The sequence below is a fragment of the Roseateles sp. DAIF2 genome (genome assembly GCF_015624425.1).
Lineage (GTDB): Bacteria > Pseudomonadota > Gammaproteobacteria > Burkholderiales > Burkholderiaceae_C > Kinneretia.
On record NZ_CP049919.1, the window covers coordinates 4,970,953 to 4,997,420 of the forward strand.

A 26,468-nucleotide genomic window follows, 5' to 3' on the forward strand; every position below is an offset into this window, starting at 1 on the left:
CCCGGCCCGCCCTGCCGCGTTCGACCAGCGCCCGCGCCTGATGCGCGCGCCGCGTTTGCTTATGCGCAGCGCTTCGTTCGCCGGACCCGGGGCGACTTCCACAATCGCCGGACGATGTTGATGCGCACCCGGAACACGCCTGCCAGCCTGCTGGCCGCGGCGGCAGCGAGCAGGCCGCGCCCCGCCTGGGCCGCCGCGGCGCGCCGGCTGCTGGCACCGCTGCGCGCGCTGGCCTGGGCCTGGCTGGTGCCGGGGTTGATGCTGCTGCTGTGGTGGCTGGCGGCGCGCGAGGCCTGGGTACCGCCGCAGGTGCTGCCACCACCCGTCGAGGTGGCCGCGGCCCTGCAGGGTCTGGTCGCCAGCGGCGAACTCTGGCCGCATACCCTGATCAGCGTGCAGCGCGTCGCGCTGGGTTTTGCCGCCGGCGCCGGCCTGGGCCTGCTGCTGGGCGCGGCGATGGGCCTGTCGCCGCTGGCACGCGACTATCTGCATCCCAGCTTCAAGGCCCTGGCCCAGGTGCCGGTGCTGGGCTGGCTGCCGCTCCTGATGCTGCTGGTCGGCATCGACGAGGCGCTGAAATGGCTGCTGATCGCCAAGGCGGCCCTGGTGCCGGTGGCGCTGAACACGATGCAGGGCCTGCAGAGCGTGCCCAGCCGCTATATCGAGCTGGCCCGGGTGCTGGGCTACACGCGCTGGCAGCGCTTGTCCCGCGTGCTGTTCCCGGCCGCGCTGGCGCCGATCTGGACCGGGCTGCGCTACGGCCTGACCCATGCCTGGCTGGCCCTGGTCGTGGTCGAGCTGCTGGCCTCCAGCGAGGGCCTGGGCTTTCTGATCATCTATGGCCGCCAGCTGTTCCAGCTGGAGCTGGTGATGGCGGCCGTGATCGTGGTCGGCGCCTTCGGCTGGGCGCTAGATCGGCTGCTGGCCGCGATCGAGGCGCGCCTGCTGCGCTGGCGCCGGGAGGCTTTCTGATGGCTGCCCGCTGGGGCCAGGTCTTGCGTGCCGTGCCGCGCCCGCTGCGCGGCTGGGTGCTGCCGGCCCTGCTGCTGGCCCTCTGGTGGGCGGCGCGGGCCTGGGGCTGGTCGGATTCGCCGCTGCTGGTGTCGCCGCTGGCGGTCTGGGAGCGAGGCCTGCAGCAGATCAACTCCGGCGAGCTGTGGAGCGCGCTGTCGGCCAGCCTGCGGCGCGACCTGATCGGCTTCGCGCTCGGCAGCGCCGGCGGCCTGGCCCTCGGCCTGCTGCTGGGCCTGTCGCGCTGGGCCGAGCGCCTGCTGGGCCCGAGCTTTCATACGCTCAAGCAGATCTCGCTGTTCGCCTGGATCCCGCTGCTGTCGGTCTGGTTCGGCCTGGGCGAGCCGGCCAAGGTGGTGTTCCTGGCGCTGGCGGCCTTCTTCCCGGTGGCGCTGAACGCCTTCGAGGGCGTGCGCAGCGTGCCGCGCGAGCTGGTCGAACTGGGCCGGGTGCTGCGCTACGGCCGCTGGCAGCTGCTGCGCCGCGTCGTGCTGCCGGCCGCCGCGCCCAGCCTGTTCACCGGCCTGCACCTGGGCCTGATCTACGCCTGGCTGGCCACCCTGGGCGCCGAGTACCTGCTGTCCGCCGGCCATGGCATCGGCAACACCCTGGTCGCCGGACGCGAGCATTTCCAGATGGACCTGGTGCTGTTCGGCGTGATCGTGGTCGGCCTGGTCGGCTTTGCGCTGAACTGGGTCGCCGGCACGCTGGAGCGGCGCGCGCTGGCCTGGCGCGGCCGCTCGGTCGGGCATTACAGCAGCTGAGGACTCACGCATGAGCGAACCAGCATCCACCGCCGCCGGCACGCTGGAGATCCGGCGCCTGAACAAGCAGTTCGAGGTCAAGGGCCAGGTCTTGCCGGTGCTGCGCGACATCAACCTGCGGGTCGAGCCGGGCGAGTTCCTGGCCATCGTCGGCGCCAGCGGCTGCGGCAAGTCCACCCTGCTGCGCCTGATCCTGGGCCTGGAGCCGGAGTTCGAGGGCCAGCTGCTGCTGGACGGCCGGCCGATCACCGCGCCGGGGCTGGAGCGCGGCATCGTGTTCCAGGAGCATCGCCTGTTCCCCTGGCTGACGGTGCGCGAGAACATCGGCGCCAGCCTGCTCAACAGCGGCCTGACGCCGGGCCAGCAGCGCTTCGCGGTGCGCGACCATATCGCGCTGGTCGGCCTGACCGGCTTCGAGGACGCCTACCCGCACCAGCTCTCCGGCGGCATGGCGCAGCGCGTCGCGATCGCCCGCGCGCTGGCGCCGCGGCCCGAGATCCTGCTGCTGGACGAACCGCTGGGCGCACTCGACGCGCTGACCCGCGCCCATCTGCAGCAGGAGCTGCGCCGCATCTGGCAGGCCGAGGGCATCACGATGGTGATGGTGACCCACGATGTCGACGAGGCCCTGTACCTGGCCGACCGCGTGCTGGTGATGGCGCCGCGCCCGGGCCGGGTGCAGCAGGAGCTGCAGGTCGAGCTGCCGCATCCGCGCGAACGCGCCGGCGCCGAGTTCGCCGCGCTGAAGAAGCAGGTGCTGGCCGCGCTCGGCGCCCCGGCGCATTGATCCTCCGTCGATCCTTCATTCGTTTCCCAACCACAGGAGTTCGAGCGATGAGCGAAGTGCAAGACCCGACCCCTGCCGCCGCCGAGGCGCCGGCCGCCGGCTTCGAGCTGCAGCCGCTGGCCGGCCGCATCGGCGCGGAGCTGCGCGGCCTGCGCCTGTCCGGCGAGCTGGCCCCCGCGACCTTCGCGGCGCTGAAGGCCGCGCTGCTGCGCCACAAGGTGCTGTTCCTGCGCGGCCAGCAGCATCTGGACGATGCCCAGCACGAGGCCTTCGGCCGCCTGTTCGGCGCGCTGGAGGCGCACCCGACCGTGCCCGCGCCCTCCGGCACGCGGCTGCTGGAGCTGGACTCGCTGCATGGCGGGCGCGCCGATTCCTGGCATACCGACGTGACCTTCAAGGCCGCCTTCCCGCAGGTCTCGGTGCTGCGCGCGGTGCTGCTGCCGCCCTATGGCGGCGACACCGTCTGGGCCAACACGGCGGCCGCCTACGAGGCCCTGCCGGCGCCGCTGCAGCGCCTGGCCGAGGGCCTGCGCGCGGTGCATGGCAACGACTACGACTATGCCGCCGCGCGCGTCGTCGAGCAGGACGATCCGGCGCGCCGGCGCTACCGCGAGGTCTTCACCGCCACCACGATCGAGGCCGAGCATCCGGTCGTGCATGTGCATCCCGAGACCGGCGAGCGCGCGCTGCTGCTGGGCCATTTCGCCAAGCGCTTCAGCGGCCTGTCCGGCACCGATTCGCGCCAGCTGCTGGCCACCCTGCAGGCCCATGTGACGCGGCTGGAGAACACCGTGCGCTGGCGCTGGGCGCCGGGCGACGTCGCGATCTGGGACAACCGCGCCACCCAGCATTACGCGATCAACGACTATGGCGCGCAGCACCGCGTGGTGCGCCGCGTCACCGTCTCGGGCACGCCGGCGCAGGGCGTCGACGGCTTCGTCAGCCGCGCGCTGGCCCCGCAATGAACGACAACGCATGAGCATGTGCAATATGGGCGCTTAGGAAAAACCCGGCCGCTTCCTACATTCACGGACGCCATCGCCCCGGCCGCTCGCCATGAGCGCGCGGCCGGGCCCCGTCCATGAATCCGCCTCACAAGGGAGCGCCCATCTTGCCCACCGTCCATCGCCGCCAGGCGTCCACCTTCCCGTCCTGTCCCCCGCGACCCACCACCTGGGCCGTGCTCGGCCTGCTGGCCGGGTTCGCGCTGCCCGCCCAGGCTAACGAGAGCGGTGCCTCCACCAGCCTGCAGCGCGTCGAGCTGACCGGCTCGCGCATCAAGCGCCTGGAGGCCGAGAGCGTCGCGCCGATCACGACGATCAGCCGCGAGGACATCGAGCGCTCCGGCAGCGCCACCCTGGCCGAGCTGCTGCGCCGCCTCAGCGCCAATCCCGGCAACAGCAATGACGAGACCCTGACCAGCAGCTGGGCGCCCGGCGCGGCCGGCGTGGGCCTGCGCGGCCTGGGCCAGAAGAACACCCTGGTGCTGCTGAACGGCCGCCGCCTGCCGGTCTACGGCTTCGCGCAGAACCTGCAGGACAGCTTCGTCGACCTGAACAGCATCCCGACCTCCGCGGTCGAGCGGGTCGATGTGCTGAAGGACGGCGCCTCGGCGCTCTACGGCTCGGATGCGATCGCCGGCGTGATCAACATCATCACGCGGCGCGAGGTGAAGCAGCGCGAGCTGAACCTGAGCGTCGGCCAGGCCACCGAGGGCGGCGGCCGCGAGACCAATGCCAGCCTGACCGGCAGCCTGGCCAGCGCCGACAAGGGTCTGGCCCTGCTGGCCAGCCTGGACCTGTTCCAGCGCCAGGGCGTGCTGGCCAGCGAGCGCGACTTCACGCGCGCGATGGATTTCCGCGCCTACCCCGGCGGCACCCTGAAGCGCGAGACCGGCGGCGGCACCCTGAGCCTGCCGCAGGGCGAGCGCCGCGCGCTGCCCGGCTGCGACCCGGCCGAGCGCGTCGACGCGGCGCTCCTGAACCCGGCCACCCGCGGCACGGTCTGCGGCATCAACCTCGCGCCCTATTTCCAGTTGAGCCCCGAGGCGCGCCGCGCCAACGGCTTCGCCCGCGCCAGCCTGCAGCTGCCGGGCGCACTGGAGGCCTTTGCCGAGCTGCACCTGTCGCACACCGACACGCGCCAGACCTTCCCGCCCTCGACCTTCTTCGACGAGACGCCGCGCTTCGACCCGGTCGGCGGCGGCGTGCGCTGGGAGGACGTCAAGCTGCCGGTGGGGCACCGCCTGAATCCGCAGCCGCAGGCCGCTACCGTGCTGCGCTACAGCTTCCGCGAGCTGGGCCCGCAGAACCAGACCATCGTCAGCGACAGCCACCGCCTGCTGGCCGGCCTCAAGGGCAGCTTCGGCGGAGCGGCCGCGCCCTATGACTGGGAGCTGGCGCTGGGCACCGCGCGCAACCGCATCGACAACACCCAGTACAACCGGGTCAACTGGCAGGAGCTGGTGACCGTGATCCGGGACGGCAGCTACGACTTCGACAAGCCCGCCAACAGCGCGGCGCTGCAATCGCGCCTGCGCCTGAACCCCAAGCGCGAGGCCAGCTCGAGCCTGCAGACCCTGGACGCACGCATCAGCGGCGAGCTGCCCTGGCAGGCGCCGGCCGGCCCGATCGGCTTCGCGGCCGGCGTGGACCTGCGGCGCGAGCGCATGCAGGAGCGGCCCGATGCGGTGCTGGCCGCCGGCCTGGTCTCGGCCCAGGGCACGACCGCGGTGGACGGCCAGCGCGAGGTCGGCGCGCTGTTCGGCGAGCTGAGCCTGCCGCTGACGAAGAGCCTGGAGCTGGGCCTGGCCGGGCGCCAGGATCATTACAGCGACTTCGGCGGCCGCTTCTCGCCCAAGCTCTCGCTGCGCTGGCAGCCCGATGCGCGCTGGCTGCTGCGCGGCAGCTATGCCGCGGGCTTCCGCGCGCCGACCCTGCCGGAGAACGCCCAGTCCGGCGCCACCAGCTTCAGCGTGGTGCGCGATCCCAAGACCCAGGACTACGCCACCATCGCCGTGGTCTATGCCGGCAATCCGCAGCTGCGCGCCGAGACCTCCAAGAGCTACAACCTGGGCCTGGTGTTCGCGCCGCGGCCCGGCAGCCAGCTGAGCCTGGACGCCTACCGCGTCGAGCAGCGCCATGTCGTCGGCCAGGATTCGCTGGACGACATCCTGGCCCAGGAGGGCCAGAGCGCCGTGGCCGGCAAGATCCTGCGCAGCCAGCAGGGCAATCTGCTGACCGTGATCTCGCAGTACGTGAACCAGGGCCGCGTCGCGGTGCAGGGCGTGGACCTGGGCGCCCAGCATCTGCTGCGCCTGGACGGCCTGGGCGAGCTCAAGCTCGGCGCGGACTGGGGCCATCTGGCCTCCTACAAGCGCAGCGCCGGCGTCGACGGCCCCTATGGCGACAACCTGGCCGGCAGCAACATGGTCGCGGCGCTGCCGCGCAACAAGGGCTCGCTGTGGGCGCAATGGCAGGGCCAGGACTGGCATCTGCGCGCCCAGCTGGCCAGCGTCGGCGGCTTCCGCCAGACCCGCAACGCGGCGCAGCGCGAGGTCGGCAGCTGGACCACCGTCGACCTGCATGGCGGCTGGCAGCTGAGGCCCGACCTGCGGCTCAGCGCCTCGCTGCAGAACCTGCTGGACCGCGACCCGCCCTTCGACGCCTCCACCCTGGTCGGCTTCAACACCAGCCAGGCCCATCTGCGCGGCCGCTTCGCGCGCGTCGGCGCCCAGCTGCTGTTCTGATTCCATCGCAAGGACTCCACCCATGAAAACTTCCGTGATCGCCGGCGCCCTGCTCGCCGGCCTGCTGCTGGGCCAGAGCGCCGCCGCGGCCCCAACCCAGCCCCAGCCCCAGGGCATCGCCTGGATCGCCGCCCGTAGCGACGCCGACATCGAGCGCGCGCTGGCCCAGGCCGGCAAGCAGAACAAGCCGGTGCTGCTGTACTGGGGCGCGTCCTGGTGCCCGCCCTGCAACCAGCTCAAGGCCACGCTGTTCAAGCGCCAGGACTTCATCACCCAGACCCGCGCGGTCGTGCCGGTCAATCTGGACGGCGACCTGCCCGGCGCCCAGCGCCTGGGCGCGCGCTTCAAGGTGCGCGGCTATCCGACCCTGATCCTCCTGAACCCGGCCGGCGAGGAGATCACCCGCCTGCCCGGCGAGGTGGACGGCGCCCAGGTCGTCGAGCTGCTGCAGCTGGGCCTGGCCAACGGCCGCGGCTTCGGCGCGGTGCTGGCCGACGCCCGCGCCGGCCGCGCGCTGAACGCCAACGAGTGGCGCATGCTGGGCTTCTATGCCTGGGAGTCAGACGATGGCACGGTGGCGCCGAAGGAGCGCGCCGCGCTGCTGGGCCAGCTGGCCCAGGCGGCCGAACCCGTCGCGCCCGAGGCCGCGCTGCGCCTGCGCCTGAAGGCGCTGAGCAACAGCCAGGAGGGTCAGGCCTTGCCCGCGGGCGCGGCCGGCCAGGCCCTGGTGCTGCAGCAGCTGGCCTCCGCCCAGGCCAGCCGCGAGCAGCTGGACGTGCTGGCCTTCGGCGCGGCGCGCATCGTGCGGGCGCTGGCGCCCAAGCCGGGCGAGGCGCGCGACGCGCTGCTGGCCGCCTACGAGCCGGCGCTGCGGCGCCTGCAGGCCGACGCCGGCCTGGCGCGGGTGGACCGGCTGGGCGCGCTGCTGGCGCGGGTCGAGCTGGCCCGGTTGGACCAGCCGGCGGACAGCGTCCGGCCCGGCCTGCCCGAGCCGCTGCTGCAGGAGGCGCGCGCCTTCACCGCCCAGCAGGACCGCGAGATCAGCGACGGCTACGAGCGCCAGTCGGTGATCAACTGGGCCGCCCATGTGCTGGGCCGCGCCGGCCTGTGGTCGGACAGCGACGCGCTGCTGAAGGCCAATCTGGCGCGCAGCCCGGACAGCTACTACCTGATGAGCCATCTGGGCGGCAATGCGCGCGCCCAGGGGCTGAAGCAGCAGGCGCTGGACTGGCATGGCCAGGCCTTCGCGAAGAGCCAGGGGCCGGCGACGCGCCTGCAATGGGGCGCCAGCTACCTGAGCGAGCTGGTGCAGCTGAGCCCGCAGGACGGCGCGCGCATCGAGCGCACCGCGCTGCAGCTGCTGGACGAGGCCGCCAAGGACCGCGGCGCCTTCCATGGCCGCAGCGCCCGCTCGCTGCAGCGCGCCAGCGACGAGCTGCTGGCCTGGAACCAGGGCCCCGCGCTGAAGCGCCTGCGCCAGCGCAGCGCCAAGCTCTGCGCCGGCCTGCCGGCCGATGACGAGGGCCAGCGCAAGGCCTGCGCCGCGCTGCTCAAGCCCAAGGCCTGAGCGCCGCCGCCGCCGCGCCCCTCAGGCGCGGCGCGCACAAGCTTAGTCGCTCTGCGCATTGGCGCCGGGGTCGGGGCTTGCCTAGCATGGGGCGGGTCTTCTTCTTTCCTTCAAGCAGAACGCTTCATCCTCACCATGCAACGCCGCCATCTCCTGACCCTGGCCGCCGGCTCCGCGCTGGCCTCCACCCTGCCCGCCGCAGCCAACGCCCCCGCGCCCGAGGTGATCCGCATCGCCGCGCCCGAGCAGGGCGCCAGCGGCAAGCAGACCTTTCCCGGCGCCACGCCGTTGGCGGTGGCCAAGGTACGCGGCCTGATCGAGGAGGAGTTCAAGAAGGACGGCATCAAGGTCGAGTGGACCCTGTTCCGCGGCGCCGGCCCGGCGATCAACGAGGCGCTGGCCGCCCGGCAGCTGGACGTGGTCTACCTGGGCGACCTGGCCTCGGTGATCGGCCGCGCGCGCGGGCTCAACACCCGGCTGATCCTGCCGCTGGTGCGCGGCAGCAACAGCTATCTGGCGGTGGCGCCGGGCTCGGACATCAAGAGCTTCGCCGACCTGAAGGGCCGCAAGGTCTCGGTGCTGAAGGGCACGGCCTACCAGCGGCCCTTCGACCAGTTCCTGGCCGACGCCGGCCTGACGGAGAAGGACGTCAAGCTGCTGAACCTGGACTGGCCGGCCTCCAAGGCCGCGGTGGTCAACAAGGACATCGACGCCACCTTCGGCGGCACCGACCTGAACCTGCTGGCCGACAAGGGCGTCGCGCTGCCGGTCAACACCCGCGGCAAGGGCCCGGCCTACACGATCCAGAGCTCGGTGCTGGCCACCGAGGAGTTCACCGGCAGGTACCCGGCCCACACCACCCGCCTGGTGGCCGCGATCCTGCGCGCCTCGCACTGGGCCTCGGACGAGGCGAATCGCGAGGCGCTGATCCAGCTCTGGCAGCAGGCCAGCGGCACGCCGGCCACCGTGTTCCGCGCCGAGTACGAGGGCACGCCACTGCGCCAGCGCAACTCGCCGCTGTTCGACGACTTCACCCGCGCCGCCTACAAGGGCGTGGTGGCCGATGCGCAGCGCCTGGGCCTGATCAAGCAGGGCTTTGATGTCGAGGCCTGGCTGGAGCCGCGCTTCGTCAACGAGGCCTTGCGCCAGCTGAAGCTGGAGGGCTACTGGCAGCCGACCGACAAGGACGGCAAGCTCGCCGCCAAGGTTTGATGCCGATGAGCCAGCAGGCCCGCCCCAACATCCTTTTCATCCTGGCCGACGATCTCGGCTGGGCCGACCTCGGCGTCTACGGCCAGCAGGACTACGCGACCCCGCACCTGGACCAGCTGGCCGCCGGCGGGCTGCGCTTCACCCAGGCCTATGCCAATTCGGCGGTCTGCTCGGCCACCCGCTTCGCGTTGATGACCGGGCGCTACCAGTACCGCCTGCCCGGCGGGCTGGAGGAGCCGATCCCGACCGCCACCGGCCCGCGTGGGCCGATCGGCTTGCCGCCCGAACATCCCACCCTGCCCTCGCTGCTGCGCGATGCCGGCTACGACACCGCGCTGATCGGCAAATGGCATCTGGGCCCGCTGCCGGAGTTCGGCCCGCTGAAGAGCGGCTACCAGCGCTTCTTCGGCAACTACGGCGGCGTGATCGACTACTTCACCCACAAGCCGGGCGTCGGCGCCCAGGTGCCGCGCGACCTCTACGAGGGCGAGCTGCCCGTCGAGCGGGTCGGCTACTACACCCAGATCCTGGCAGACGAGGCCGAGGCCTATCTGGGCGACCCGGCGCGCCGCGCGGCGCCCTTCTTCCTGTCGCTGCACTTCACCGCGCCGCACTGGCCCTGGGAGGGGCCCCAGGACGAGGCGGTGTCGAAGCAATTGACCAGCCTGTTCCACTACGACGGCGGCACCCAGGCCACCTATGGCCGCATGGTGCAGGCGCTGGACCGCGCGGTCGGCCAGGTGCTGGCCACCCTGGCCGCGCAGGGCCTGGCGGACAACACCCTGGTCGTCTTCAGCAGCGACAACGGCGGCGAACGCTTCAGCAAGACCTGGCCCTTCACCGGCCAGAAGACCGAGCTGCTGGAGGGCGGCCTGCGCGTGCCGACCCTGCTGCGCTGGCCGGCGCGCCTCGCGCCAGCGCAGGTCAGCGAGCAGGTGATCGCGACGATGGACTGGCTGCCGACCCTGCTGGCCGCCGCCGGCCTCGAGCCGCATCCGGACTACCCGAGCGATGGCGAGAACCTGCTGCCGCTGCTGGACGGCGCGGCGCCGGCGCGCGAGCGACGCCTGTTCTGGCGCTACAAGGCCCATGGCCAGCGCGCGCTGCGCGAGGGGCGCTGGAAATACCTGAAGATCAACGAGCAGGAGTTCCTGTTCGACCTCGAGGCCGACCCGCGCGAACGCGCCAACCTGAAGACCCGCGAGCCGGCCCTGTTCGAACGCCTGCGCCAAGACTGGCTGGACTGGGACGCCGACATGCTGCCGATCGGCGCCGAGGTCTTCACCCATGGCCTGAGCCCGGCGGTGCAGGCGGACCGCTACCGCCCGCAGGAGCTGGCGCCGCGGCCGGTCAGTACAAACGGACCGTGATGTCGAAATGCCAGCTGCGGCGGATCTCGACCACGTCGTACTCGCGCGCCAGCGCCGGCGAGAAGGCCTGATATGGCGCCTGGCTGTGCACGATGCGGCGCACCGCCTCGTCGACGGCCGGCACGCCGCTGGAGCGCACGAAGCTGATCGACTCCACCGAGCCGTCACTGCGCACCGCCACCGTGACGACCGGATCCTGGTGCGGCTGCCTGACGGCGTCGCGGGCCAGATCCATCGTCGTCGCCATGTTCAGCTGGATCTTGCGGCTCATCGCCTCGCCATAAAGCGCCAGCTCGGCATTCGGATCGCTGCGCCCGAACAGCCGGCCGCGCCGCGCGCTGCCGACCGACAGCGGCAGCGAGGAGGCTGACGAGGGCTGCGCTGTCTGGCGCGCGGCGGCATCGCGCCGCGCCGCCTCCTCGTCCAGCTGCTTGCCGATCTCGCGCAGCCGGGCCTCGCGCCGCTCGGCCGCGGCGGCGGCTTCGGCGGCTGCGGCCGCCTTGGCGGCTTGCGCGGCGTTGGTGACGGCAGCTGCTGCGGCCGCGCGCTCGGCCTCTTGCTGCTGCTGTTGCTGAAACCTGCGCTCGGCGGCCTGGCGTTCCGCTGCGGCGGCTTCCCTGGCTGCCGCCTGCCGGGCCGCCTCGGCCCTGGCCGCTTCCTCCGCACGCGCGGACTCCGCCTCCTCGCGTGCCCGCCGCTGCGCCGCGGCCTCGGCTGCCGCAGCGGCCTGCGCCTGCTGCTTCTGCAGCAGCTCGGCGGCACGCTGACGCTCCTCGGCCTCGCGCAAAGCCGCCATCGCCGCGGCCTGCTGCTGTCGTCGCGCATCCTCTTCCCGGGCCGCAGTAGCCAGTTGCCGTTGCCGCCGTTCGAGCTCCTCGCGCTCGGCCGCCAGCCGCGCTGCCTCCGCTTCCGCCTTCGCAGCGGCTGCTACAGCCGCCTCACGGCGGATGGCATCCTCCCGCGCCTCTCGACGTCGCTGTTCCTCCTCCAATGCCGCCAGTCTGGCGACCTCGGCCAGGCGTTCCCGCTCCAGCCGCTGCACCTCCACCTCCTGCATCGCGCGTTGCAGCGCGGCCGTCGGGCTGGAGGCCGGCAGCTCGGGCATGGCCGGCACGCTCCACGTCACGCTCTCGGACGGGGTCAAGGCCACGACGACCGGCGCGGGCAGCGCTGGCGCTTGCGCCACGCTCGAGGGCTCGACGGCTGCCGCCGACATTTCCGCCGGCACCGGCTCGGGTTCGATCACAAGCTCCGCCGGCCGGGCCACCTGCGGCGCAAGCATCACCACCGTCTGAGTAGCCGGCACTGGCGCCGCAGCCGGGGACGTGGCCGGTTCGGTGCTCGGCGCTACCGGCGCCTGCGGCGGAGCAGCCCCCCTGGGCGGCGCCAGCACGACTCGCAGCGGCTCGGGCGCCTCGGCACGGCGCTCGCGCCAGGGCAGCTCAAACCCCGGCAGGCCCACGCCCTGGCCGCCAAAGCTCAGGCTCAGCAGCAGGGCATGGACCAGCAGGGAGAGCAGCAGCGCGTTCGCTTGCCGCCGACGGTCCCGCCGGCGCCGGCCGGAGGTCGAGGTTGAGGCCGGTGATGGTCCCAGCAGGGTGGTCGACGGGCGGCCGGGTTGCGGGGGCTTGCTCATCGACGCGGCTTCGGGCGCGGCGCCGCGCGACCCGGGCGGATACCTCGCGCCTGATTTTTCTGAATCCGACCTCGCCGTCCTCCGCCCATCGATCCGTCCCAAGCAAGTAGATAGTAGAGCCCCGGGCGCCGATTCTCCCTGCTTCGCCCGACGCCTTGCCCCCGGGATGCTGCGGAGCCGGAACGGCCGGGCCGAACCTTCCCCCTCTTGAAAGCCCGTAAGTCGTCCTTATAATCATCTGCTAGCACTCACCAAGCCCGAGTGCTAACGACTCAGCCGGTGGCCCTGGCCGCCGGGTAAACGTCCTGCATGTGAATGGGTGCCTTTCACATGGCGACCCATTCCAACTAGCACCGAGAAATCTCAAGGAGATGTGATGAAACTGCGTCCTCTGCACGATCGCGTGATCGTTAAGCGCCTGGAACAAGAAACCAAGACCGCTTCCGGCATCGTCATCCCCGACAACGCCGCAGAGAAGCCCGACCAGGGCGAAGTGCTGGCCGTGGGTCCCGGCAAGCGCAATGACAAGGGCGAGTTCGTGGCCCTGAACGTGGCCGTTGGCGACCGCGTGCTGTTCGGCAAGTACAGCGGCCAGACCGTCAAGGTCGACGGCGACGAACTGCTGGTGATGCGCGAAGAAGACCTGTTCGCCGTGGTCGCCAAGTAAAGCTACTGCGCGGCTGCCCGGCGTCGTTGGGCGGTGCTCGGGATCCTCACGACCAGGAAGGTCGTTCCGGTCCCTGCGCTCCGTCCGCCTAGCCCGGCAACCGCTCGCTACGCTTTCCTTGGCAACCACCATCGCGTGGTCCGGGAAAGCGGGCAACACCCCATCAAACTGAATTCGGAGAATTGAACATGGCAGCAAAAGACGTAGTCTTCGGCGGCGAAGCCCGTGCCCGCATGGTTGAAGGCGTGAACATCCTGGCCAACGCGGTCAAGGTCACGCTGGGTCCCAAGGGCCGCAACGTGGTGCTGGAGCGCTCGTTCGGCGCCCCCACCGTCACCAAGGACGGTGTGTCGGTCGCCAAGGAAATCGAGCTGAAGGACAAGCTGCAGAACATGGGCGCCCAGATGGTCAAGGAAGTCGCTTCCAAGACCTCGGACAACGCCGGTGACGGCACCACCACCGCCACCGTGCTGGCCCAGGCCATCGTGCGCGAAGGCATGAAGTACGTGGCCGCCGGCATGAACCCGATGGACCTGAAGCGCGGCATCGACAAGGCGGTCACCGCCCTGGTCGCCGAGCTGAAGAAGGCCTCGAAGGCCACCACCACCTCGAAGGAAATCGCCCAGGTCGGCACGATCTCGGCCAACTCCGACGCCGACGTCGGCGAAATCATCGCCTCGGCGATGGACAAGGTGGGCAAGGAAGGCGTCATCACCGTCGAAGACGGCAAGAGCCTGAACAACGAGCTGGACGTCGTCGAAGGCATGCAGTTCGACCGCGGCTACCTGTCGCCCTACTTCATCAACAACCCGGAAAAGCAATCCGCGATCCTGGACAACCCCTTCGTGCTGCTGTACGACAAGAAGGTGTCCAACATCCGTGACCTGCTGCCGACGCTGGAAGCCGTCGCCAAGGCCGGCCGCCCGCTGCTGATCATCGCCGAGGAAGTCGAAGGCGAAGCGCTGGCGACCCTGGTGGTCAACACCATCCGCGGCATCCTGAAGGTCGTGGCCGTCAAGGCTCCGGGCTTCGGCGACCGTCGCAAGGCCATGCTGGAAGACATCGCCATCCTGACCGGCGGCAAGGTGATCGCCGAGGAAGTGGGCCTGTCGCTGGAGAAGGTCACGCTGGCCGACCTGGGCCAGGCCAAGCGCGTCGAAGTGGGCAAGGAAAACACCACCATCATCGACGGCTCGGGCGCCGCTGCCGACATCGAGGCACGCGTCAAGCAAGTGCGCATCCAGATCGAGGAAGCCACCAGCGACTACGACCGTGAGAAGCTGCAAGAGCGCGTGGCCAAGCTGGCCGGCGGTGTTGCCGTGATCAAGGTTGGCGCCGCCACCGAAGTCGAGATGAAGGAAAAGAAGGCCCGCGTGGAAGACGCGCTGCACGCCACCCGTGCCGCCGTTGAAGAAGGCATCGTCGCCGGCGGCGGCGTGGCCCTGCTGCGCGCCAAGCAAGCCGCTGGCGAGATCAAGGGCGACAACGCCGACCAGGATGCCGGCATCAAGCTGGTCCTGAAGGCCATCGAAGCCCCGCTGCGCGAGATCGTCTACAACGCCGGTGGCGAGGCTTCGGTCGTCGTCAACGCCGTGCTGGCCGGCAAGGGCAACTACGGCTTCAATGCCGCCAACGACACCTACGGCGACATGATCGAGATGGGCATCCTGGATCCCACCAAGGTCACCCGCACCGCGCTGCAGAACGCCGCTTCGGTCGCCTCGCTGATGCTGACCACCGAAGCCATGGTCGCCGAGTCCCCCAAGGACGACGCACCGGCCGGCGGCATGCCCGGCGGCATGGGCGGCATGGGCGGCATGGGCATGGACATGTAATGTCCGACGCCTGAGTCCCCGCGACTCACGCTCGAACGAGGGGCCGCAGCGATGCGGCCCCTTTTTTCATGGCGCGACCGGCCCATAATGTCCCCATCATCCGGTACGCCCGTGTCCATGTCCTCGCTTCCAGCCCTTACCCAGCAGTCCCTCGTCACCGATGCCCTGGCCCTTGTGCCAACGCTCGCGCGCCGGCTGCAGGACGAGATCCATGACGCGCTGAACGGCAGCACCCAGTACCGCCTGCTGGTCGAACCCTGGCAACGCCAGCGCCTGCGCTTCGTCGAGCGCTTCGAGCAAGCCCTGACCCCGCTGCTGGCGGCCGGCGCGCGCGGCGACGATCCGCTGCAGCGCCGCACGGCGCGCGGCCTGGACGAGCTGAGCCTGGTCGACGAGCGCCAGGCCCTGCACGACGTGGCCCTGGCCCATGTGATCCAGGCGATCGAGGACCAGAGCCGCAACGACCTCTACCACCTGGGCAACTTCTTCGCCGCGCTGCGCGGCACCGCCCGCGCGCGCAAGGACGACAACCCGCTGCGCCCCGCCGTCTTCGCCCAGGCCCTGCAGCGCACGCTGGACCAGGTGCCGCTCGATGCCGAGGGCCACTACACCCTGATGCGCGCCGCCGCGCCGCCGCTGGCACGCGGCCTGAGCGATCTCTACGCCGAGATGTGCGCCCAGCTGCGTGCCGCCCAGCTGACCCCGCTGATCACCAGCCGCGGCCAGCCCGAGCACAGCCGCGAGCGCGAGCGCCTGCGCCATGTCAGCAGCGCCTATGTGGACCTGGCCCCGGCCCATACCGAGCCGGCCACCCTGGACGGGCTGGCGCGCCGCGTTGACGCCTACAACAATTCGCGGCCCCAGGACCTCGGCCCGGCCACCGGCGGCGTCGGGCGCGACCTGCTGTCGCGTCTGTACGACCGCATCCTGGCCGACCCGCGCCTGGTGCCGCCGGTCAAGGCCCTGCTGGGGCGGCTGCAGGTCGCGGTGGCGCGCCTGGCCGCCACCGACCTGAGCCTGCTGCGCCGCCAGGACCATCCGACCTGGCAGCTGCTGAACCGCGTCGGCAACCATGGCGCTGCCTTCGAGCATGCGGACGACCCGCGCCTGCTCGACTTCCTGCGCTTCATGGACGGCCGCGTCGCGGCCCTGGTGTCGCAGCCGCAGCCGGGCGTGGCGCAGTTCGAGTCGCTGCTGACCCAGGTCGAAGCCTTCATCAGCGCGCAGGCGGGCCAGGGCAGCGAGCGCAGCTCGGCCCGGCTGGCCGGCCTGGAGCGCGAACAGCAGCGCGGCGACTGGCTGCGCGTGCTGCGCGAGCAGGTGCGCGCCCAGCTGGGCGAGGCCCATGAGGCGCTGACCACCAAGCCGCTGCGCGAGTTCCTTCGCGAGGACTGGACCCGCGTGATCGTCCAGGCCATGGTCGAGCATGGCCGCGACGCGCCCCAGGCCCAGGCCGAGATCGAGCTGGTCGATGCGCTGCTGGCCAGCCTGCGGCCGCTGCAGGACGAGGCGCAGCGGCGCGCACTGCGCGCCTCGCTGCCGGCGCTGGTGCGCCGCCTGGAAGCCGGCTGCGCGAGCATCGCGCTGCCCGAGGCGCGCCGCCAGGCGATGCTGGACGATTTGATGCGCCTGCATGGCCGCCTGCTGCTGGGCCCGACCGGGCCGGTCCCGTCCGAGGAACAGACCGTCGTGCCGCCGCTCGATCCCGAGGCGCGGCTGCGCGCCCTGCTCGATGAGCGCGAATCGCAGCAGGGCCGCTCGCGCTGGGCCCATGACGAGGTCGATCGCAGCCGCCTGCCCACGGTGCCGGTCACGCTCTATGCCCCGGACGCGACCGACTCGCGGCAGGCGCTGGGCGCCTGGATCGAGGAGCTGGCAATCGGGCGCTGGTATCACCTGTTCGTGCAGAGCCAATGGCTGACCGCGCAGTTGGCCTGGCTCAGCGAGGGCCGCCAGTATTTCCTGTTCGTCGGCCAGGATGCCGACGAGCGCCATTCCCTGACCCGCGGTGCGCTTGAGCATCTGCTGAGCCATGGCCTGATCACCACCCTTGAAGAGGAATACGACGTGGTTCAGCACGCGATGGCGGCGCTGATGCAGGACCTGGGCGAGCCGCACTGATGCGGCGCTGCCTCGCCACCCTCGTCGTCCTGCTGCCCCTGCTTGCCGCGGCACAGACCGCGCCGGCCACCGATGCCCGCCCGCGCCTGGGCCTGGTGCTGTCCGGCGGCGGCGCGCGCGGCATCGCCCATGTCGGCGTGCTGAAGGTGCTGGAGCGCGAGCGCATCCCGGTCGACATGATCGCCGGCACCTCGATGGGCGCGATCATCGGCGGGCTCTATGCCAGCGGCATGAGTGCGGCCCAGCTGGAGCGCGAGCTGCTGCCGCTGGCCTGGGACCGCGTGTTCGCCAGCCGGGTCGAGCGCCAGCAGCTCTCGCAGCGCCGCAAGGAGGAGGACTTCGAGTTCTCCGCGGTGATGGAGCTGGGCATGCGCGACGGCGAGTTCCGCGCGCCGCAGAGCACGCTCTCGAGCCGCGGCCTGGAGATCCTCTTGCGCCGCTACACCCTGCCGGTGCGCGAGCAGCATGACTTCGACCGCCTGCCGACGCCGTTTCGTGCGATCACCACCGACATGGAGTCGGGCCAGCAGCTGGTGCTGGGCCAGGGCGACCTGGCGCTGGCGCTGCGCTCCAGCATGAGCGTGCCGGGCCTGTTCGCGCCGGTCGAGTGGCAGGGCCGCATCCTGGGCGACGGCGGCCTGGTCAACAACCTGCCGGTCGACGTCGCGCGCTCGCTGGGCGCGCAGCGCCTGATCGCGGTCAATGTCGGCACGCCGCTGGCCGGCCGCGAGACGCTCAGCTCCCTGGTGGGCGTCACCGCGCAGATGATCAACATCCTGACCGAACAGAACGTGCAGCGTTCGCTGGCCAGCCTGTGGGACGACGATGTGCTGATCACGCCCGAGCTGGGCCGGCTCAGCTCGGCCGATTTCGACAAAAGCCGCGAGCTGATCCAGCAGGGCGAGCGCGCCGCCGAGGCGATGGTCGAGAAGCTGCGCCCGCTGGCGCTGAGCCCCGAGGCCTATGCCGCCTGGCGCGCCGCCCGCATACCCGCCGACCCGCAGCGCGACGGCGCGACGCGGCTGGCCGCGGTCAGCTTCGAGGGCAGCACGCTGACCCATCCGGAGCGCCTGGCCAACCAGCTGGAAAGCCGGCCCGGCCAGGCCTTCGACCCGGCGCGGGCCGAACGCGACGCGCGCCTGCTGACCTCCTCCGGCGACTATGAGCGGGTGGACTACCACCTGGAGCGCCGCGCCGCGGGCGACACCCTGGTGTTCGCGATGGAGGACAAGCCCTGGGGGCCGAACTACTTCCGCATCGGACTGGACCTCAGCACCGACTTCGCCGGCGAGAGCAGCTTCAGTCTGCGCATCAGCCACAACCGCCACTGGCTGACCTCGACCGGCACCGAATGGCGCAACCAGCTGAGCCTGGGCCAGACCTCGCGCCTGTACAGCGAGCTCTACCAGCCGTTGAGCTTTCGCATCGGGCATTCCAATGACTGGTTCCTGTCCGGCTGGGGCGAGCTGGAGCGCCGCAGCATCCCGCTTTACCAGGACAACGACGAACGCAGAGGCATGGCCGCACGCCTGAGCCGCAGCGGCGCGACCCTCGGCATCGACCTGGGTCAGCCCTGGGGCCAATGGGGTGAGGTGCGGCTGGGCGTCTTCCAGCAGGCCTGGCGCCTCAGCCCGCAGGTGCTCAGCATCGAGGCGCCGTCCGGCATCTTCGGCCGCACCTGGCATGAGAGCGCGCTGCGTCTGAAGGCCGTGGTCGACCAGCTGGACTTCGCCAACTTCCCGCAGCGCGGCTACCGTGTCGTGGCGGAAGCCGTGGTGGGCCGCCAGACCGACCCCAGCGAACGCAAGGTCCATGCGCGCCGCTACGAGTTGCAGGCCACCGGCGTGCACAGCTGGGGCACCCATACCCTGAACGCGCATCTGCGCCTGTTCGATGCCAAGCAGCCGGAGGACTCGGCCCAGGGCCCCTACTCGCTGGGCGGCTTTCAGCAGCTGTCGGGCTACCAGCCGGGCCAGCTCAGCGGCAACACCCTGGTGTTCGCCCGCATGGGCTACTACCAGCGCCTGAAGGAGACGCCGGTGCTGACGCGCGGCCTCTTCATCGGCGGCTCGCTGGAGATCGGCAACGCCTGGGACAACCGGCGCGATGTGCGCGGCAGCGACCTGCGCCATGCGATGAGCGTCTTCGTCGGTGCCGACACCGGCCTGGGCCCGCTCTACCTGGCGCTGGGCCATGCGCCGCGCGGCGGCAGCGCGATCTACCTGTTCATCGGCCGGCCCTGATCCCTCATCATCAATCCAGCGCCAGCTCGTGCACCTGGCCGTTCTCGGTGCCCACCACCAGGCGCCGGCCCAGCACCAGCGGGCGGCCGAAGGCATTGGCCGGCAGGCCGCGCTGCCACAGCAGCTCGCCGCGCGGGCCCAGCGCCGTCACCAGGCCCTGCGCGTCGGCCTGGTAGGCGCGGCCGCTGGCCACCAGCAGCCGGTCGCCGTCCAGCGCCGGCGCCTGGTATACGTTCTGGCCCAGGCCCATGTGCCACAGCTTCTCGCCGCTGTCGGCGCGGTAGGCCTGGATCAGGAAGCCGTCCGACTCGGCCACCACCAGCTGCTCGCCGACCAGAAGCGGCCCGGCCATGATCCAGTTGCCGCCATGGCTGGCCTCCCAGCGCGGCGTCGGCGCCGCCGCACCGCCATTACCGTCAAAGGCGCGCACCCGCGCATCGCGGCCGCCGACCCAGATGCGCCCGTCGCGCAGCGCCGGCGCGCCCTGGATCAGGCCCTGCGCCAGGTTCCAGCGCGCGCGGGTGGCACCGCTGGCCGCATCGATGCGCAGCAGCCGGCCCTGCACATCGGCCAGCAGCAGATCCCCGCCATCGCGCTGCGGGCTGGCCATCACCGCCGCCTCCAGGGTGACGCGCCAGCGCGGCCGGCCATCGGCGGCGCGCAGGCGCAGCAGCTCGCGCCCATGGGCCACCAACAGCTCCTCGCCGTCCAGCGCCAGCGGGTCCGGCATATAGCCGTCCCACAGCGGGCCATCCGGCCGCGGCGGCAGCGCCAGCCGCCACAGCGGCTTGCCATCGGCCAGCGCGAAGGCCTGGACCGAGCGCGTGCTGGCCACCAGCAGCCGCTCGCCCATGGCCAGCGGCGCGTTCAACACCGGCCCGTCGGCATAGGCCAGCGCGCGCCGCTTGCCGGCGGCATCGGCGCAGAACAGCTCGCCGTTCAGATTGCCGGCGCACCAGCCGCCGGCGGGCAGGGCCGCCACCGCGCCGCGCACCGGCGCGCCGGAGGACACGCTGCGCAGCAGCGCACCCGGTTCGGCCAGCGCGGCGGTGGCCGCGAAGCAGGCCCAGGCAGAAACAAGCATCAAGGTCCGGCGCATCCCGTTCGTCTCCATGTTGTGGGGGTCGGGATCGATGCGCCGGGGCGGCGGCCTCAGGCCAGGAACTCCCCGATCAGCCCGGCGATCCGCGCGGGCCGTTGGTGCACGATCCAATGGCCGGCGTCGGCCACCCGCTCGACACGCAGCTGCGGCACATAACGATCCAGCCCTTCCAGCATAGAGGGGGGAAGCGCAAGATCTCCTATACCCCAGATCACCAGGGTCGGCAGCGCCACGCTGGCGAAGCCGGGCGCGAAGCTCAGCGCCATCGCGCCGGGATCCTCGGGCGTCGGCGGGCGCATCGGCGAGGCGCGGTAGTAGTTCAGCGCGCCCTCCAGGCCCTGGTCCCAGAGCTCGCGGTAGCGCCGGCGCAGCGGCTCATCCAACCAGGCGCTGTCGCCGCCGCCCTTCGCGCTCAGGAAGGGCCACAGCCGCGCATAGTCGTCCGCCGCCAGCAGGGCCGCGGCGTCCGGGCGGCACAGGAAGTTCATGTAGGCGCTGGCCTCGCGCTGCGCCGGGTTCTGCTGCAGCTCGCGCAGGAAGGTGCCGGGATGCGGCGAGTTGATGATGACCAGGCGTTGCATCAGCTGCGGCGCCTGCGCGGCCAGGTTCCAGGCCACCGCCCCGCCCCAGTCATGCGCCACCAGCGCGGCGACCGGCGCGCCGCCGGTCGCCTCGATCAGGGCGCGGATGTCGGCCATCAGATGCTTGGCCCGGTAGGCCTCGACCGCCTCGGGCCGGCTGCTGCGCTCGTAGCCGCGCAGGTTCGGCGCGATGCAGCGCCAACGCGGCGCCAGCCGCTGCATCAGCTCGTCCCAGACGAAGGCGCCTTCGGGGAAGCCGTGCAGCAGGATCAGTCGCGGCGCATCGCCGGGGCCGCAGGCGCGGCAGGACAGGGTGATGCCATGCGGCAGGCTCAGCTCGAAGGTCTCGACGCACATCGCGGGCTCCCGTTGCGCGGCGAGTATCGACCGCGCCGGGGCCGCGCCCCTGTCAAGCCGGCGACAGGGCGGGAGTCTCGTCCTCGCCGGCCGCGGGTGCCGCATGGGCCCATTCATGCAGGATCTGCGCGACATCGCCCACGCCCTGCTTCTTCAGCGCCGAGAACAGGGTCACCGCGACCTCGGACTCCTCGGTCGCCAGGCCGCCCAGGAACTCCTGGCAGGCGGCCAGCGCGGCGTTCGCCTCCTTGCGGTTCAGCTTGTCGGCCTTGGTCAGCACCACCAGCAGCTTGACCTCGCCGTTGCTGATGCGCGGTGCGACGAAGTCCAGCAGCTGCTTGTCCAGGTCGGTCAGGCCCAGGCGCGAATCAACCATCAGCACCACGCCGGACAGGCTGCGGCGCACCTCCAGGTAGTCGGCCATCACCTTCTGCCAGCGCAGCTTGGCGCTGCGCGCCACCGCGGCATAGCCGTAACCCGGCAGGTCGGCGAACAGGGCGTCCGGCGCATCCTTGGGGCCAAGCTCGAACAGATTGATGTGCTGTGTTCGCCCAGGCGTCTTGGAGGCGAAAGCCAAACGCTTTTGCTGGGCCAGCGTATTGATCGCGGTCGACTTGCCCGCATTCGAGCGGCCGACGAAGGCGATTTCCGGCAGCTCGGTGGGCGGTAGGTGGACCAACTGGCTGGCCGTGGTGAGAAAGCGGGCGGTGTGGGTCCAAGCCAACACCATCTTTTCATCGGGCGCGCCGGGGGCGGCGCTGGGCGGGGTGGTGGTGTCGGGGTTCATCTCGGGAGGGCTTGTTAATTCGCCATTGTAAAATCCCGAGTTGCGCTTACCCAACCCAAAGAACTCATGAAGACTGCTGCTATCTTGTTGTCTGGCTTCACCTTTGCCGCTGCGGCCCTGGCGAGCGACGCGCCCGCCGCGGCAAAACCGGATCTGGCCAAGGGTCAGGCAACCGCCACGCAGATCTGCGCGGCCTGCCACACGGCCGACGGTTCGCGCGGCAGCCCCGCCAACCCGATCCTGCAGGGCCAGCATGCCGACTACCTGGCCAAGCAGTTGCACGAGTTCAAGGATGGCAAGCGCAAGAATGCGGTGATGCAGGGCATGGCCGCGCCGCTGTCCGACGCCGACATCAAGAACGTCGCGGCCTTCTACGCCTCCAAGACCGCCAAGCCCGGCTTCGCGAAGAACAAGGAGCTGGTGGCCCTGGGCGAGAAGATCTACCGCGGCGGCATCGCCGACCGCCAGATCCCGGCCTGCGCCAGCTGTCACAGCCCGACCGGCGCCGGCATGCCGGCCCAGTATCCGCGCATCGGCGGCCAGCACAGCGACTACACCGAGGCCCAGCTGAACGCCTTCCGCGCCGCCGGCCGCGGCAACAGCACGCAGATGATCGCGATCGCCGCCAAGATGAACGACCGCGAGATCAAGGCAGTATCCGACTACATCGCCGGCCTGCGCTGACGCGCCCGCGCACCGATCTCTCCTCTGTTGTAAAAAGGCCGGCGCCGATCGCTCCGGCCTTTTTTTCTTTCTGCCCGCGCCCCTACCGTGTCCGAGACCCCCTCATCCTCCCTGCCCCGCCCAAGCCCCTGGCGCGATCTCTACGAGCTGCTGTCCTCGATGCGCTTCGCGATCGCGCTGCTGACGGTGATCTGCATCGCCTCGGTGATCGGCACGGTGGTCAAGCAGCGCGAGCCGCTGAACAACTATGTGAATCAATTCGGCCCCTTCTGGTCCGAGCTGTTCGGCCGGCTGGACCTCTACACGGTCTACAGCGCCTGGTGGTTCCTGCTGATCCTGGCCTTCCTGGTGATCTCGACCAGTCTGTGCATCGCACGCAACACGCCGAAGATCATCGCGGACCTGAAGAGCTACAAGGAAAACATCCGCGAGAAGTCGCTGCAGGCCTTCCACCACAAGGCGATCGGCCAGCTGCCGGTGCCGCCCGAGCAGGCTATGGCCCAGGTCTCGGCCCTGCTGGATGCCGAGGGCTGGAAGGCCAGGGCGCAGATCCGCGAGAAGGGCACGATGGTGGCGGCGCGCAAGGGCGCGGCCAACAAGATCGGCTACCTGGCCGCGCATGGCGCGATCGTGCTGATCTGCCTGGGTGGCCTGCTGGACGGCGACCTGTTCGTGCGCGCGCTGATGTGGGCCCAGGGCAAGAGCGTCTACCAGGGCGGTGGCCTGGTCAGCGAGGTGCGGCCCGAGCACCGGCTCTCAACCTCGAATCCGAGCTTCCGCGGCAATCTGATGGTGCCCGAGGGCGGCCGCGCCGCCACCGCGATCCTGTCGATGCCGGACGGCGTCGTGCTGCAGGAGCTGCCCTTCGACGTGGAGCTGAAGAAGTTCATCGTCGAGTACTACTCGACCGGCATGCCCAAGCTGTTCGCCAGCGAGGTGACGATCCGCGACCATGCCAGCGGCAAGACCAGCGCGGCGACGATCAAGGTCAACGAACCGCTGATCCATGAGGGCATCGCGATCTACCAGAGCAGCTTCGACGACGGCGGCTCCAAGCTGAAGCTGCGCGCGGTGCCGCTGGCTAGCGCCGCGCCGGCCTTCGAGATCGAGGGCGTGGTCGGCGGCTCGACCTCGCTGTCCAACGGCGACGAGAAGCTGGCGCTGGAGTTCAGCGGCCTGCGCGTGATCAACGTCGAGAACATGGGCGGCGCCGGCCCCGAGGGCGGCACCGATGTGCGCAAGGTGGACCTGATCGACTCGGTCCAGGCCCATCTGGGCAGCGGCGCCAAGACCAAGACCGAGAAGGCGCTGCAGAACGTCGGCCCCTCCTTCAGCTACAAGCTGCGCGACGCCGCCGGCCAGGCGCGCGAGTACAACAACTACATGCTGCCGGTCGACCTGGACGGCCAGAAGGTCTTCCTGGCCGGCGTGCGCGACACCCCTGCCGAGACCTTCCGCTACCTGCGCATCCCGGTCGACGCGCAGGGCGAAATGCAGGGCTGGCTGCAGCTGCGCCAGGCCCTGGCTGACCCGGGCTTGCGCGAGCGCGCCGCGCGCCGCTACGCCGAGGCCGCGACGCCGAACGACAAGCCGCAGATGACGCCGCAGCTGCAGGCCACCGCGCAGCGCGCGCTGGCGCTGTTCTCCGGCGCCGAGGGCGTGAAGCCGGGCGACAAGACGGTCGGCGGCCTGCCGGCGCTGTCCAACTTCATCGAGCGCGAGGTGCCCGAGGCCGAACGCGGCCGGGTCTCCGAGGTGCTGCTGCGCATCCTGAACGGCAGCCTGTTCGAGCTCTACAAGCTGGTCCATCAGCAGGCCGGCCGGCCCCTGCCCGAGCCCGGCCCGGCCACCCAGACCTTCATGACCCAGGCCGTGCTGGCCCTGTCGGACAGCATGTTCTACCCGGCACCGGTGATCCTGCAGCTGGCCGATTTCACGCAGATCCAGGCCAGCGTGTTCCAGGTGGCGCGCGCGCCGGGCCAGAAGCTGGTCTACCTGGGCGCGGTGTTGCTGATCATCGGCGTGTTCGCGATGCTCTACATCAAGGAGCGCCGGCTTTGGATCTGGCTCGAGCCGATCCACAATGGCGGCACGCGGGTGCGCATGGCCCTGTCATGCACCCGCGCCTCGCCCGATACCGACAGCGAGTTCGCACACCTGTCCCAGGCCGTGCTGAAGGACGATCAGCAAGCAACAGCATCATGAACACCGCCACCGCAAGCATCACCCTCGGCCGCCGCGGCTATTTCGCCCAGCGCGACTGGCAGGACTGGACCTTCGCCCTGCTGGTTCTCGCCGGCGGCGCCTTCGCCTTCGCCCGCTACGGCGCCTCGATGGACGGCTACGAGAAGGGCATCCTCGCCTGCTCGATGCCGGCCCTGGTGGCGCTGGGCTGGTTCTGGAAGCCGCTGCGCATCCTCTGCGTGCTGGTCGGCGCGACCAGCCTGCTGGCGATCGGCCTCTACACCCAGAACACCGACGCCTTCGGCGCCGACCTGGCCGCGGCCGAGCGGGTATTCCTGCTGAAATACCTGCTGTCCAGCCAGAGCGCGATCCTGTGGATGAGCCTGCTGTTCTTCATGAGCACCCTGTTCTACTGGGGCGGATTCTTCAGCAAGAGCGGGGCCGGCGCCGACAGCGCGGCCGAGCATATCGGCACCCGCCTGGCCTGGGGCGCCGTGTTCATGGCCCTGGTCGGCACCATGGTGCGCTGGTTCGAGAGCCACCAGATCGCGGCGGACATCGGCCATATCCCGGTCAGCAACCTCTACGAGGTGTTCGTGCTGTTCGCCTGGATGACCGCGCTGATGTATCTCTACTACGAGCAGCGCTTCAAGACCCGCGCCCTGGGCGCCTATGTGATGCTGGTGATCAGCGCCGCGGTGGTATTCCTGCTCTGGTACACGGTGGCGCGCGAGGCGCATGAGATTCAGCCGCTGGTGCCGGCGCTGCAGAGCTGGTGGATGAAGATCCATGTGCCGGCCAACTTCGTCGGCTACGGCACCTTTGCGATGGCCGCGATGGTGGCCCTGGCCTATCTGCTGAAGACCGCCAGCCAGCGCGCGCTGCTGGTGGGCCTGATCGGCGTGCCGCTGGGCCTGATCGCGCTGATCCTGGCGGTGCGCTTCGGCGCCGCCGGCCTGAACGCCGAGACCATCGCCGGCCTGGATGGCTGGGCCCGCAAGATGGGCGGCGTGCTGGCATTCTTCGCCGTCTGCGTCGCGCTGCGCGACAAGCTGACCGCGCGGCTGCCGGCGCTGCCGCTGCTGGACGACCTGATGTACAAGGCGATCGCGCTGGGCTTCGCCTTCTTCACGATCGCCACCATCCTGGGCGCCTTCTGGGCCGCCGAGGCCTGGGGCGGCTACTGGAGCTGGGACCCGAAGGAGACCTGGGCCCTGATCGTCTGGCTCAACTACGCGGCCTGGCTGCACATGCGCCTGATGAAGGGCCTGCGCGGCCAGGTGGCCTCCTGGTGGGCCCTGGTCGGCCTGGTGGTCACCACCTTCGCTTTCCTGGGCGTCAATATGTTCCTCTCGGGGCTGCATTCCTACGGGACGCTCTGAGGACGGAAGCAAAAGAACGGGCCTGCGGGCCCGTTTTTCTTTGGCTCTTTGTTCACTGCCTTGTGATTTTCCCGACATGGTCTGGATGGCCCCTACGCAGAGCCGGGTGGCGCCGGGACGTGGGTGTGCGCAATTGCTCCGTGTCCCCCGGGCCGCTTTACGCGGCCCTCCTCCTTGACCTGCGCAATTGCGCACACCCGCATCCCGGCTTCTCCACCGCATGTAGTTCGCGAAGAAAGCCAGACGCAGCGCCAAGCAGGAGGGTGGGTAGGCCTGATGCGGAGGTCAAGGAGGAGGCCGCGAAGCGGCCGGGGGACACGTAGCAGCAGGTCTGCCCGCCCTCTTGCGCTCAGACCATCACCATCTCAGCATCATTAATCAACGCGCAAACAGCTTTTTCGGCCGCTCGGCCACCTCGCGTAGCCCCACG

General features: G+C 70.7%; 19 protein-coding genes. 15 read left to right on the forward strand and 4 right to left on the reverse strand.

Annotated features, from left to right (window positions below; translation table 11 throughout):
• Positions 1 to 114 precede the first annotated feature (114 nt).
• The 8 genes from G8A07_RS22940 to G8A07_RS22975 all read left to right on the forward strand — a co-directional run bounded on the left by G8A07_RS22940 (position 115) and on the right by G8A07_RS22975 (position 10,459).
• A complete protein-coding gene (locus G8A07_RS22940) occupies positions 115 to 972 on the forward strand; it encodes an ABC transporter permease (protein ID WP_249937108.1) in 858 nt (285 codons plus the stop codon).
• Entirely contained in the window at positions 972 to 1,775 is an 804-nt protein-coding gene (locus G8A07_RS22945; protein ID WP_195794251.1) for an ABC transporter permease, read from the forward strand. Before G8A07_RS22940 ends, G8A07_RS22945 begins: the two co-directional genes overlap by 1 nt.
• Before the next feature lie 10 nt (positions 1,776 to 1,785).
• On the forward strand, positions 1,786 to 2,562 hold the full coding sequence (locus G8A07_RS22950; RefSeq protein WP_195794252.1) for an ABC transporter ATP-binding protein: 777 nt from the start codon (positions 1,786 to 1,788) through the stop codon (positions 2,560 to 2,562).
• Between the two features lie 47 nt (positions 2,563 to 2,609).
• Positions 2,610 to 3,527 (forward strand): TauD/TfdA family dioxygenase, encoded by a 918-nt coding sequence (locus tag G8A07_RS22955; protein WP_195794253.1) that lies wholly within the window; start codon positions 2,610 to 2,612, stop codon positions 3,525 to 3,527.
• A 146-nt stretch (positions 3,528 to 3,673) separates the two neighbouring features.
• Entirely contained in the window at positions 3,674 to 6,310 is a 2,637-nt protein-coding gene (locus G8A07_RS22960) for a TonB-dependent receptor (protein ID WP_195794254.1), read from the forward strand.
• Positions 6,311 to 6,332: 22 nt separating this feature from the next.
• Complete coding sequence (locus G8A07_RS22965) at positions 6,333 to 7,877, forward strand: thioredoxin fold domain-containing protein (RefSeq protein WP_195794255.1); 1,545 nt, start codon at positions 6,333 to 6,335, stop codon at positions 7,875 to 7,877.
• Between the two features lie 135 nt (positions 7,878 to 8,012).
• Positions 8,013 to 9,089 (forward strand): ABC transporter substrate-binding protein, encoded by a 1,077-nt coding sequence (locus G8A07_RS22970; RefSeq protein ID WP_195794256.1) that lies wholly within the window; start codon positions 8,013 to 8,015, stop codon positions 9,087 to 9,089.
• Positions 9,089 to 10,459 carry a sulfatase-like hydrolase/transferase gene (locus tag G8A07_RS22975; protein ID WP_195794257.1) on the forward strand — a complete coding sequence of 457 codons (1,371 nt, stop codon included), beginning with the start codon at positions 9,089 to 9,091 and terminating at the stop codon, positions 10,457 to 10,459. Before G8A07_RS22970 ends, G8A07_RS22975 begins: the two co-directional genes overlap by 1 nt.
• Here G8A07_RS22975 and G8A07_RS22980 read toward each other — a convergent pair.
• Positions 10,440 to 12,095 carry a TonB C-terminal domain-containing protein gene (locus tag G8A07_RS22980; protein WP_195794258.1) on the reverse strand — a complete coding sequence of 552 codons (1,656 nt, stop codon included), beginning with the start codon at positions 12,093 to 12,095 and terminating at the stop codon, positions 10,440 to 10,442. The two genes, G8A07_RS22975 and G8A07_RS22980, sit on opposite strands and share 20 nt — an antisense overlap.
• A 376-nt stretch (positions 12,096 to 12,471) precedes the next feature.
• Here G8A07_RS22980 and groES point away from each other — a divergent pair, with 376 nt between their 5' ends.
• The 4 genes from groES (at position 12,472) to G8A07_RS23000 (ending at position 18,961) form a co-directional block, all read left to right on the forward strand.
• Positions 12,472 to 12,762, forward strand: coding sequence for a co-chaperone GroES (gene groES, locus G8A07_RS22985; RefSeq protein ID WP_195794259.1), 291 nt, complete (start codon positions 12,472 to 12,474; stop codon positions 12,760 to 12,762).
• Positions 12,763 to 12,950: 188 nt separating this feature from the next.
• The gene (groL, locus tag G8A07_RS22990) at positions 12,951 to 14,597 is read left to right on the forward strand and encodes a chaperonin GroEL (RefSeq protein ID WP_195794260.1); all 1,647 of its coding nucleotides are present in this window, start codon (positions 12,951 to 12,953) and stop codon (positions 14,595 to 14,597) included.
• Between the two features lie 117 nt (positions 14,598 to 14,714).
• The gene (locus G8A07_RS22995; protein WP_195794261.1) at positions 14,715 to 16,718 is read left to right on the forward strand and encodes a DUF1631 family protein; all 2,004 of its coding nucleotides are present in this window, start codon (positions 14,715 to 14,717) and stop codon (positions 16,716 to 16,718) included.
• Positions 16,718 to 18,961 carry a patatin-like phospholipase family protein gene (locus tag G8A07_RS23000; protein WP_195794262.1) on the forward strand — a complete coding sequence of 748 codons (2,244 nt, stop codon included), beginning with the start codon at positions 16,718 to 16,720 and terminating at the stop codon, positions 18,959 to 18,961. Before G8A07_RS22995 ends, G8A07_RS23000 begins: the two co-directional genes overlap by 1 nt.
• 10 nt (positions 18,962 to 18,971) lie before the next feature.
• Here the strand turns inward: G8A07_RS23000 and G8A07_RS23005 are convergent, their stop codons facing one another.
• The 3 genes from G8A07_RS23005 to yihA form a co-directional block, all read right to left on the reverse strand.
• Positions 18,972 to 20,045 carry a PQQ-binding-like beta-propeller repeat protein gene (locus G8A07_RS23005; protein WP_249937382.1) on the reverse strand — a complete coding sequence of 358 codons (1,074 nt, stop codon included), beginning with the start codon at positions 20,043 to 20,045 and terminating at the stop codon, positions 18,972 to 18,974.
• A 68-nt stretch (positions 20,046 to 20,113) separates the two neighbouring features.
• Positions 20,114 to 21,001, reverse strand: coding sequence for an alpha/beta fold hydrolase (locus tag G8A07_RS23010; RefSeq protein WP_195794264.1), 888 nt, complete (start codon positions 20,999 to 21,001; stop codon positions 20,114 to 20,116).
• Positions 21,002 to 21,053: 52 nt separating this feature from the next.
• Positions 21,054 to 21,788: a ribosome biogenesis GTP-binding protein YihA/YsxC gene (yihA, locus tag G8A07_RS23015; RefSeq protein WP_195794265.1), complete on the reverse strand. Its 735-nt coding sequence runs from the start codon at positions 21,786 to 21,788 to the stop codon at positions 21,054 to 21,056.
• A 66-nt stretch (positions 21,789 to 21,854) separates the two neighbouring features.
• On the opposite strand from yihA, the gene G8A07_RS23020 reads away from it, so the two are divergent.
• The 3 genes from G8A07_RS23020 (at position 21,855) to ccsB (ending at position 26,038) form a co-directional block, all read left to right on the forward strand.
• Complete coding sequence (locus G8A07_RS23020; protein WP_195794266.1) at positions 21,855 to 22,472, forward strand: cytochrome c; 618 nt, start codon at positions 21,855 to 21,857, stop codon at positions 22,470 to 22,472.
• Positions 22,473 to 22,631: 159 nt separating this feature from the next.
• Entirely contained in the window at positions 22,632 to 24,677 is a 2,046-nt protein-coding gene (locus G8A07_RS23025; RefSeq protein WP_195797923.1) for a cytochrome c biogenesis protein ResB, read from the forward strand.
• A complete protein-coding gene (ccsB, locus tag G8A07_RS23030) occupies positions 24,674 to 26,038 on the forward strand; it encodes a c-type cytochrome biogenesis protein CcsB (protein ID WP_195794267.1) in 1,365 nt (454 codons plus the stop codon). The genes G8A07_RS23025 and ccsB overlap by 4 nt, the downstream gene beginning before the upstream one ends.
• Positions 26,039 to 26,468: the final 430 nt, after the last annotated feature.

What these genes read in the sequence shown, in the direction of transcription:
- G8A07_RS22940 (WP_249937108.1), top strand. Translation starts at nt 115, where the DNA reads ATGTTGATGCGCACCCGGAACACGCCTGCCAGCCTGCTGGCCGCGGCG.
- G8A07_RS22945 (WP_195794251.1), top strand. Translation starts at nt 972, where the DNA reads ATGGCTGCCCGCTGGGGCCAGGTCTTGCGTGCCGTGCCGCGCCCGCTG.
- G8A07_RS22950 (WP_195794252.1), top strand. Translation starts at nt 1,786, where the DNA reads ATGAGCGAACCAGCATCCACCGCCGCCGGCACGCTGGAGATCCGGCGC.
- G8A07_RS22955 (WP_195794253.1), top strand. Translation starts at nt 2,610, where the DNA reads ATGAGCGAAGTGCAAGACCCGACCCCTGCCGCCGCCGAGGCGCCGGCC.
- G8A07_RS22965 (WP_195794255.1), top strand. Translation starts at nt 6,333, where the DNA reads ATGAAAACTTCCGTGATCGCCGGCGCCCTGCTCGCCGGCCTGCTGCTG.
- G8A07_RS22970 (WP_195794256.1), top strand. Translation starts at nt 8,013, where the DNA reads ATGCAACGCCGCCATCTCCTGACCCTGGCCGCCGGCTCCGCGCTGGCC.
- G8A07_RS22975 (WP_195794257.1), top strand. Translation starts at nt 9,089, where the DNA reads ATGCCGATGAGCCAGCAGGCCCGCCCCAACATCCTTTTCATCCTGGCC.
- G8A07_RS22980 (WP_195794258.1), bottom strand. Translation starts at nt 12,095, where the DNA reads ATGAGCAAGCCCCCGCAACCCGGCCGCCCGTCGACCACCCTGCTGGGA.
- groES (WP_195794259.1), top strand. Translation starts at nt 12,472, where the DNA reads ATGAAACTGCGTCCTCTGCACGATCGCGTGATCGTTAAGCGCCTGGAA.
- groL (WP_195794260.1), top strand. Translation starts at nt 12,951, where the DNA reads ATGGCAGCAAAAGACGTAGTCTTCGGCGGCGAAGCCCGTGCCCGCATG.
- G8A07_RS22995 (WP_195794261.1), top strand. Translation starts at nt 14,715, where the DNA reads ATGTCCTCGCTTCCAGCCCTTACCCAGCAGTCCCTCGTCACCGATGCC.
- G8A07_RS23000 (WP_195794262.1), top strand. Translation starts at nt 16,718, where the DNA reads ATGCGGCGCTGCCTCGCCACCCTCGTCGTCCTGCTGCCCCTGCTTGCC.
- G8A07_RS23005 (WP_249937382.1), bottom strand. Translation starts at nt 20,045, where the DNA reads ATGCTTGTTTCTGCCTGGGCCTGCTTCGCGGCCACCGCCGCGCTGGCC.
- G8A07_RS23010 (WP_195794264.1), bottom strand. Translation starts at nt 21,001, where the DNA reads ATGTGCGTCGAGACCTTCGAGCTGAGCCTGCCGCATGGCATCACCCTG.
- yihA (WP_195794265.1), bottom strand. Translation starts at nt 21,788, where the DNA reads ATGAACCCCGACACCACCACCCCGCCCAGCGCCGCCCCCGGCGCGCCC.
- G8A07_RS23020 (WP_195794266.1), top strand. Translation starts at nt 21,855, where the DNA reads ATGAAGACTGCTGCTATCTTGTTGTCTGGCTTCACCTTTGCCGCTGCG.
- G8A07_RS23025 (WP_195797923.1), top strand. Translation starts at nt 22,632, where the DNA reads ATGCGCTTCGCGATCGCGCTGCTGACGGTGATCTGCATCGCCTCGGTG.
- ccsB (WP_195794267.1), top strand. Translation starts at nt 24,674, where the DNA reads ATGAACACCGCCACCGCAAGCATCACCCTCGGCCGCCGCGGCTATTTC.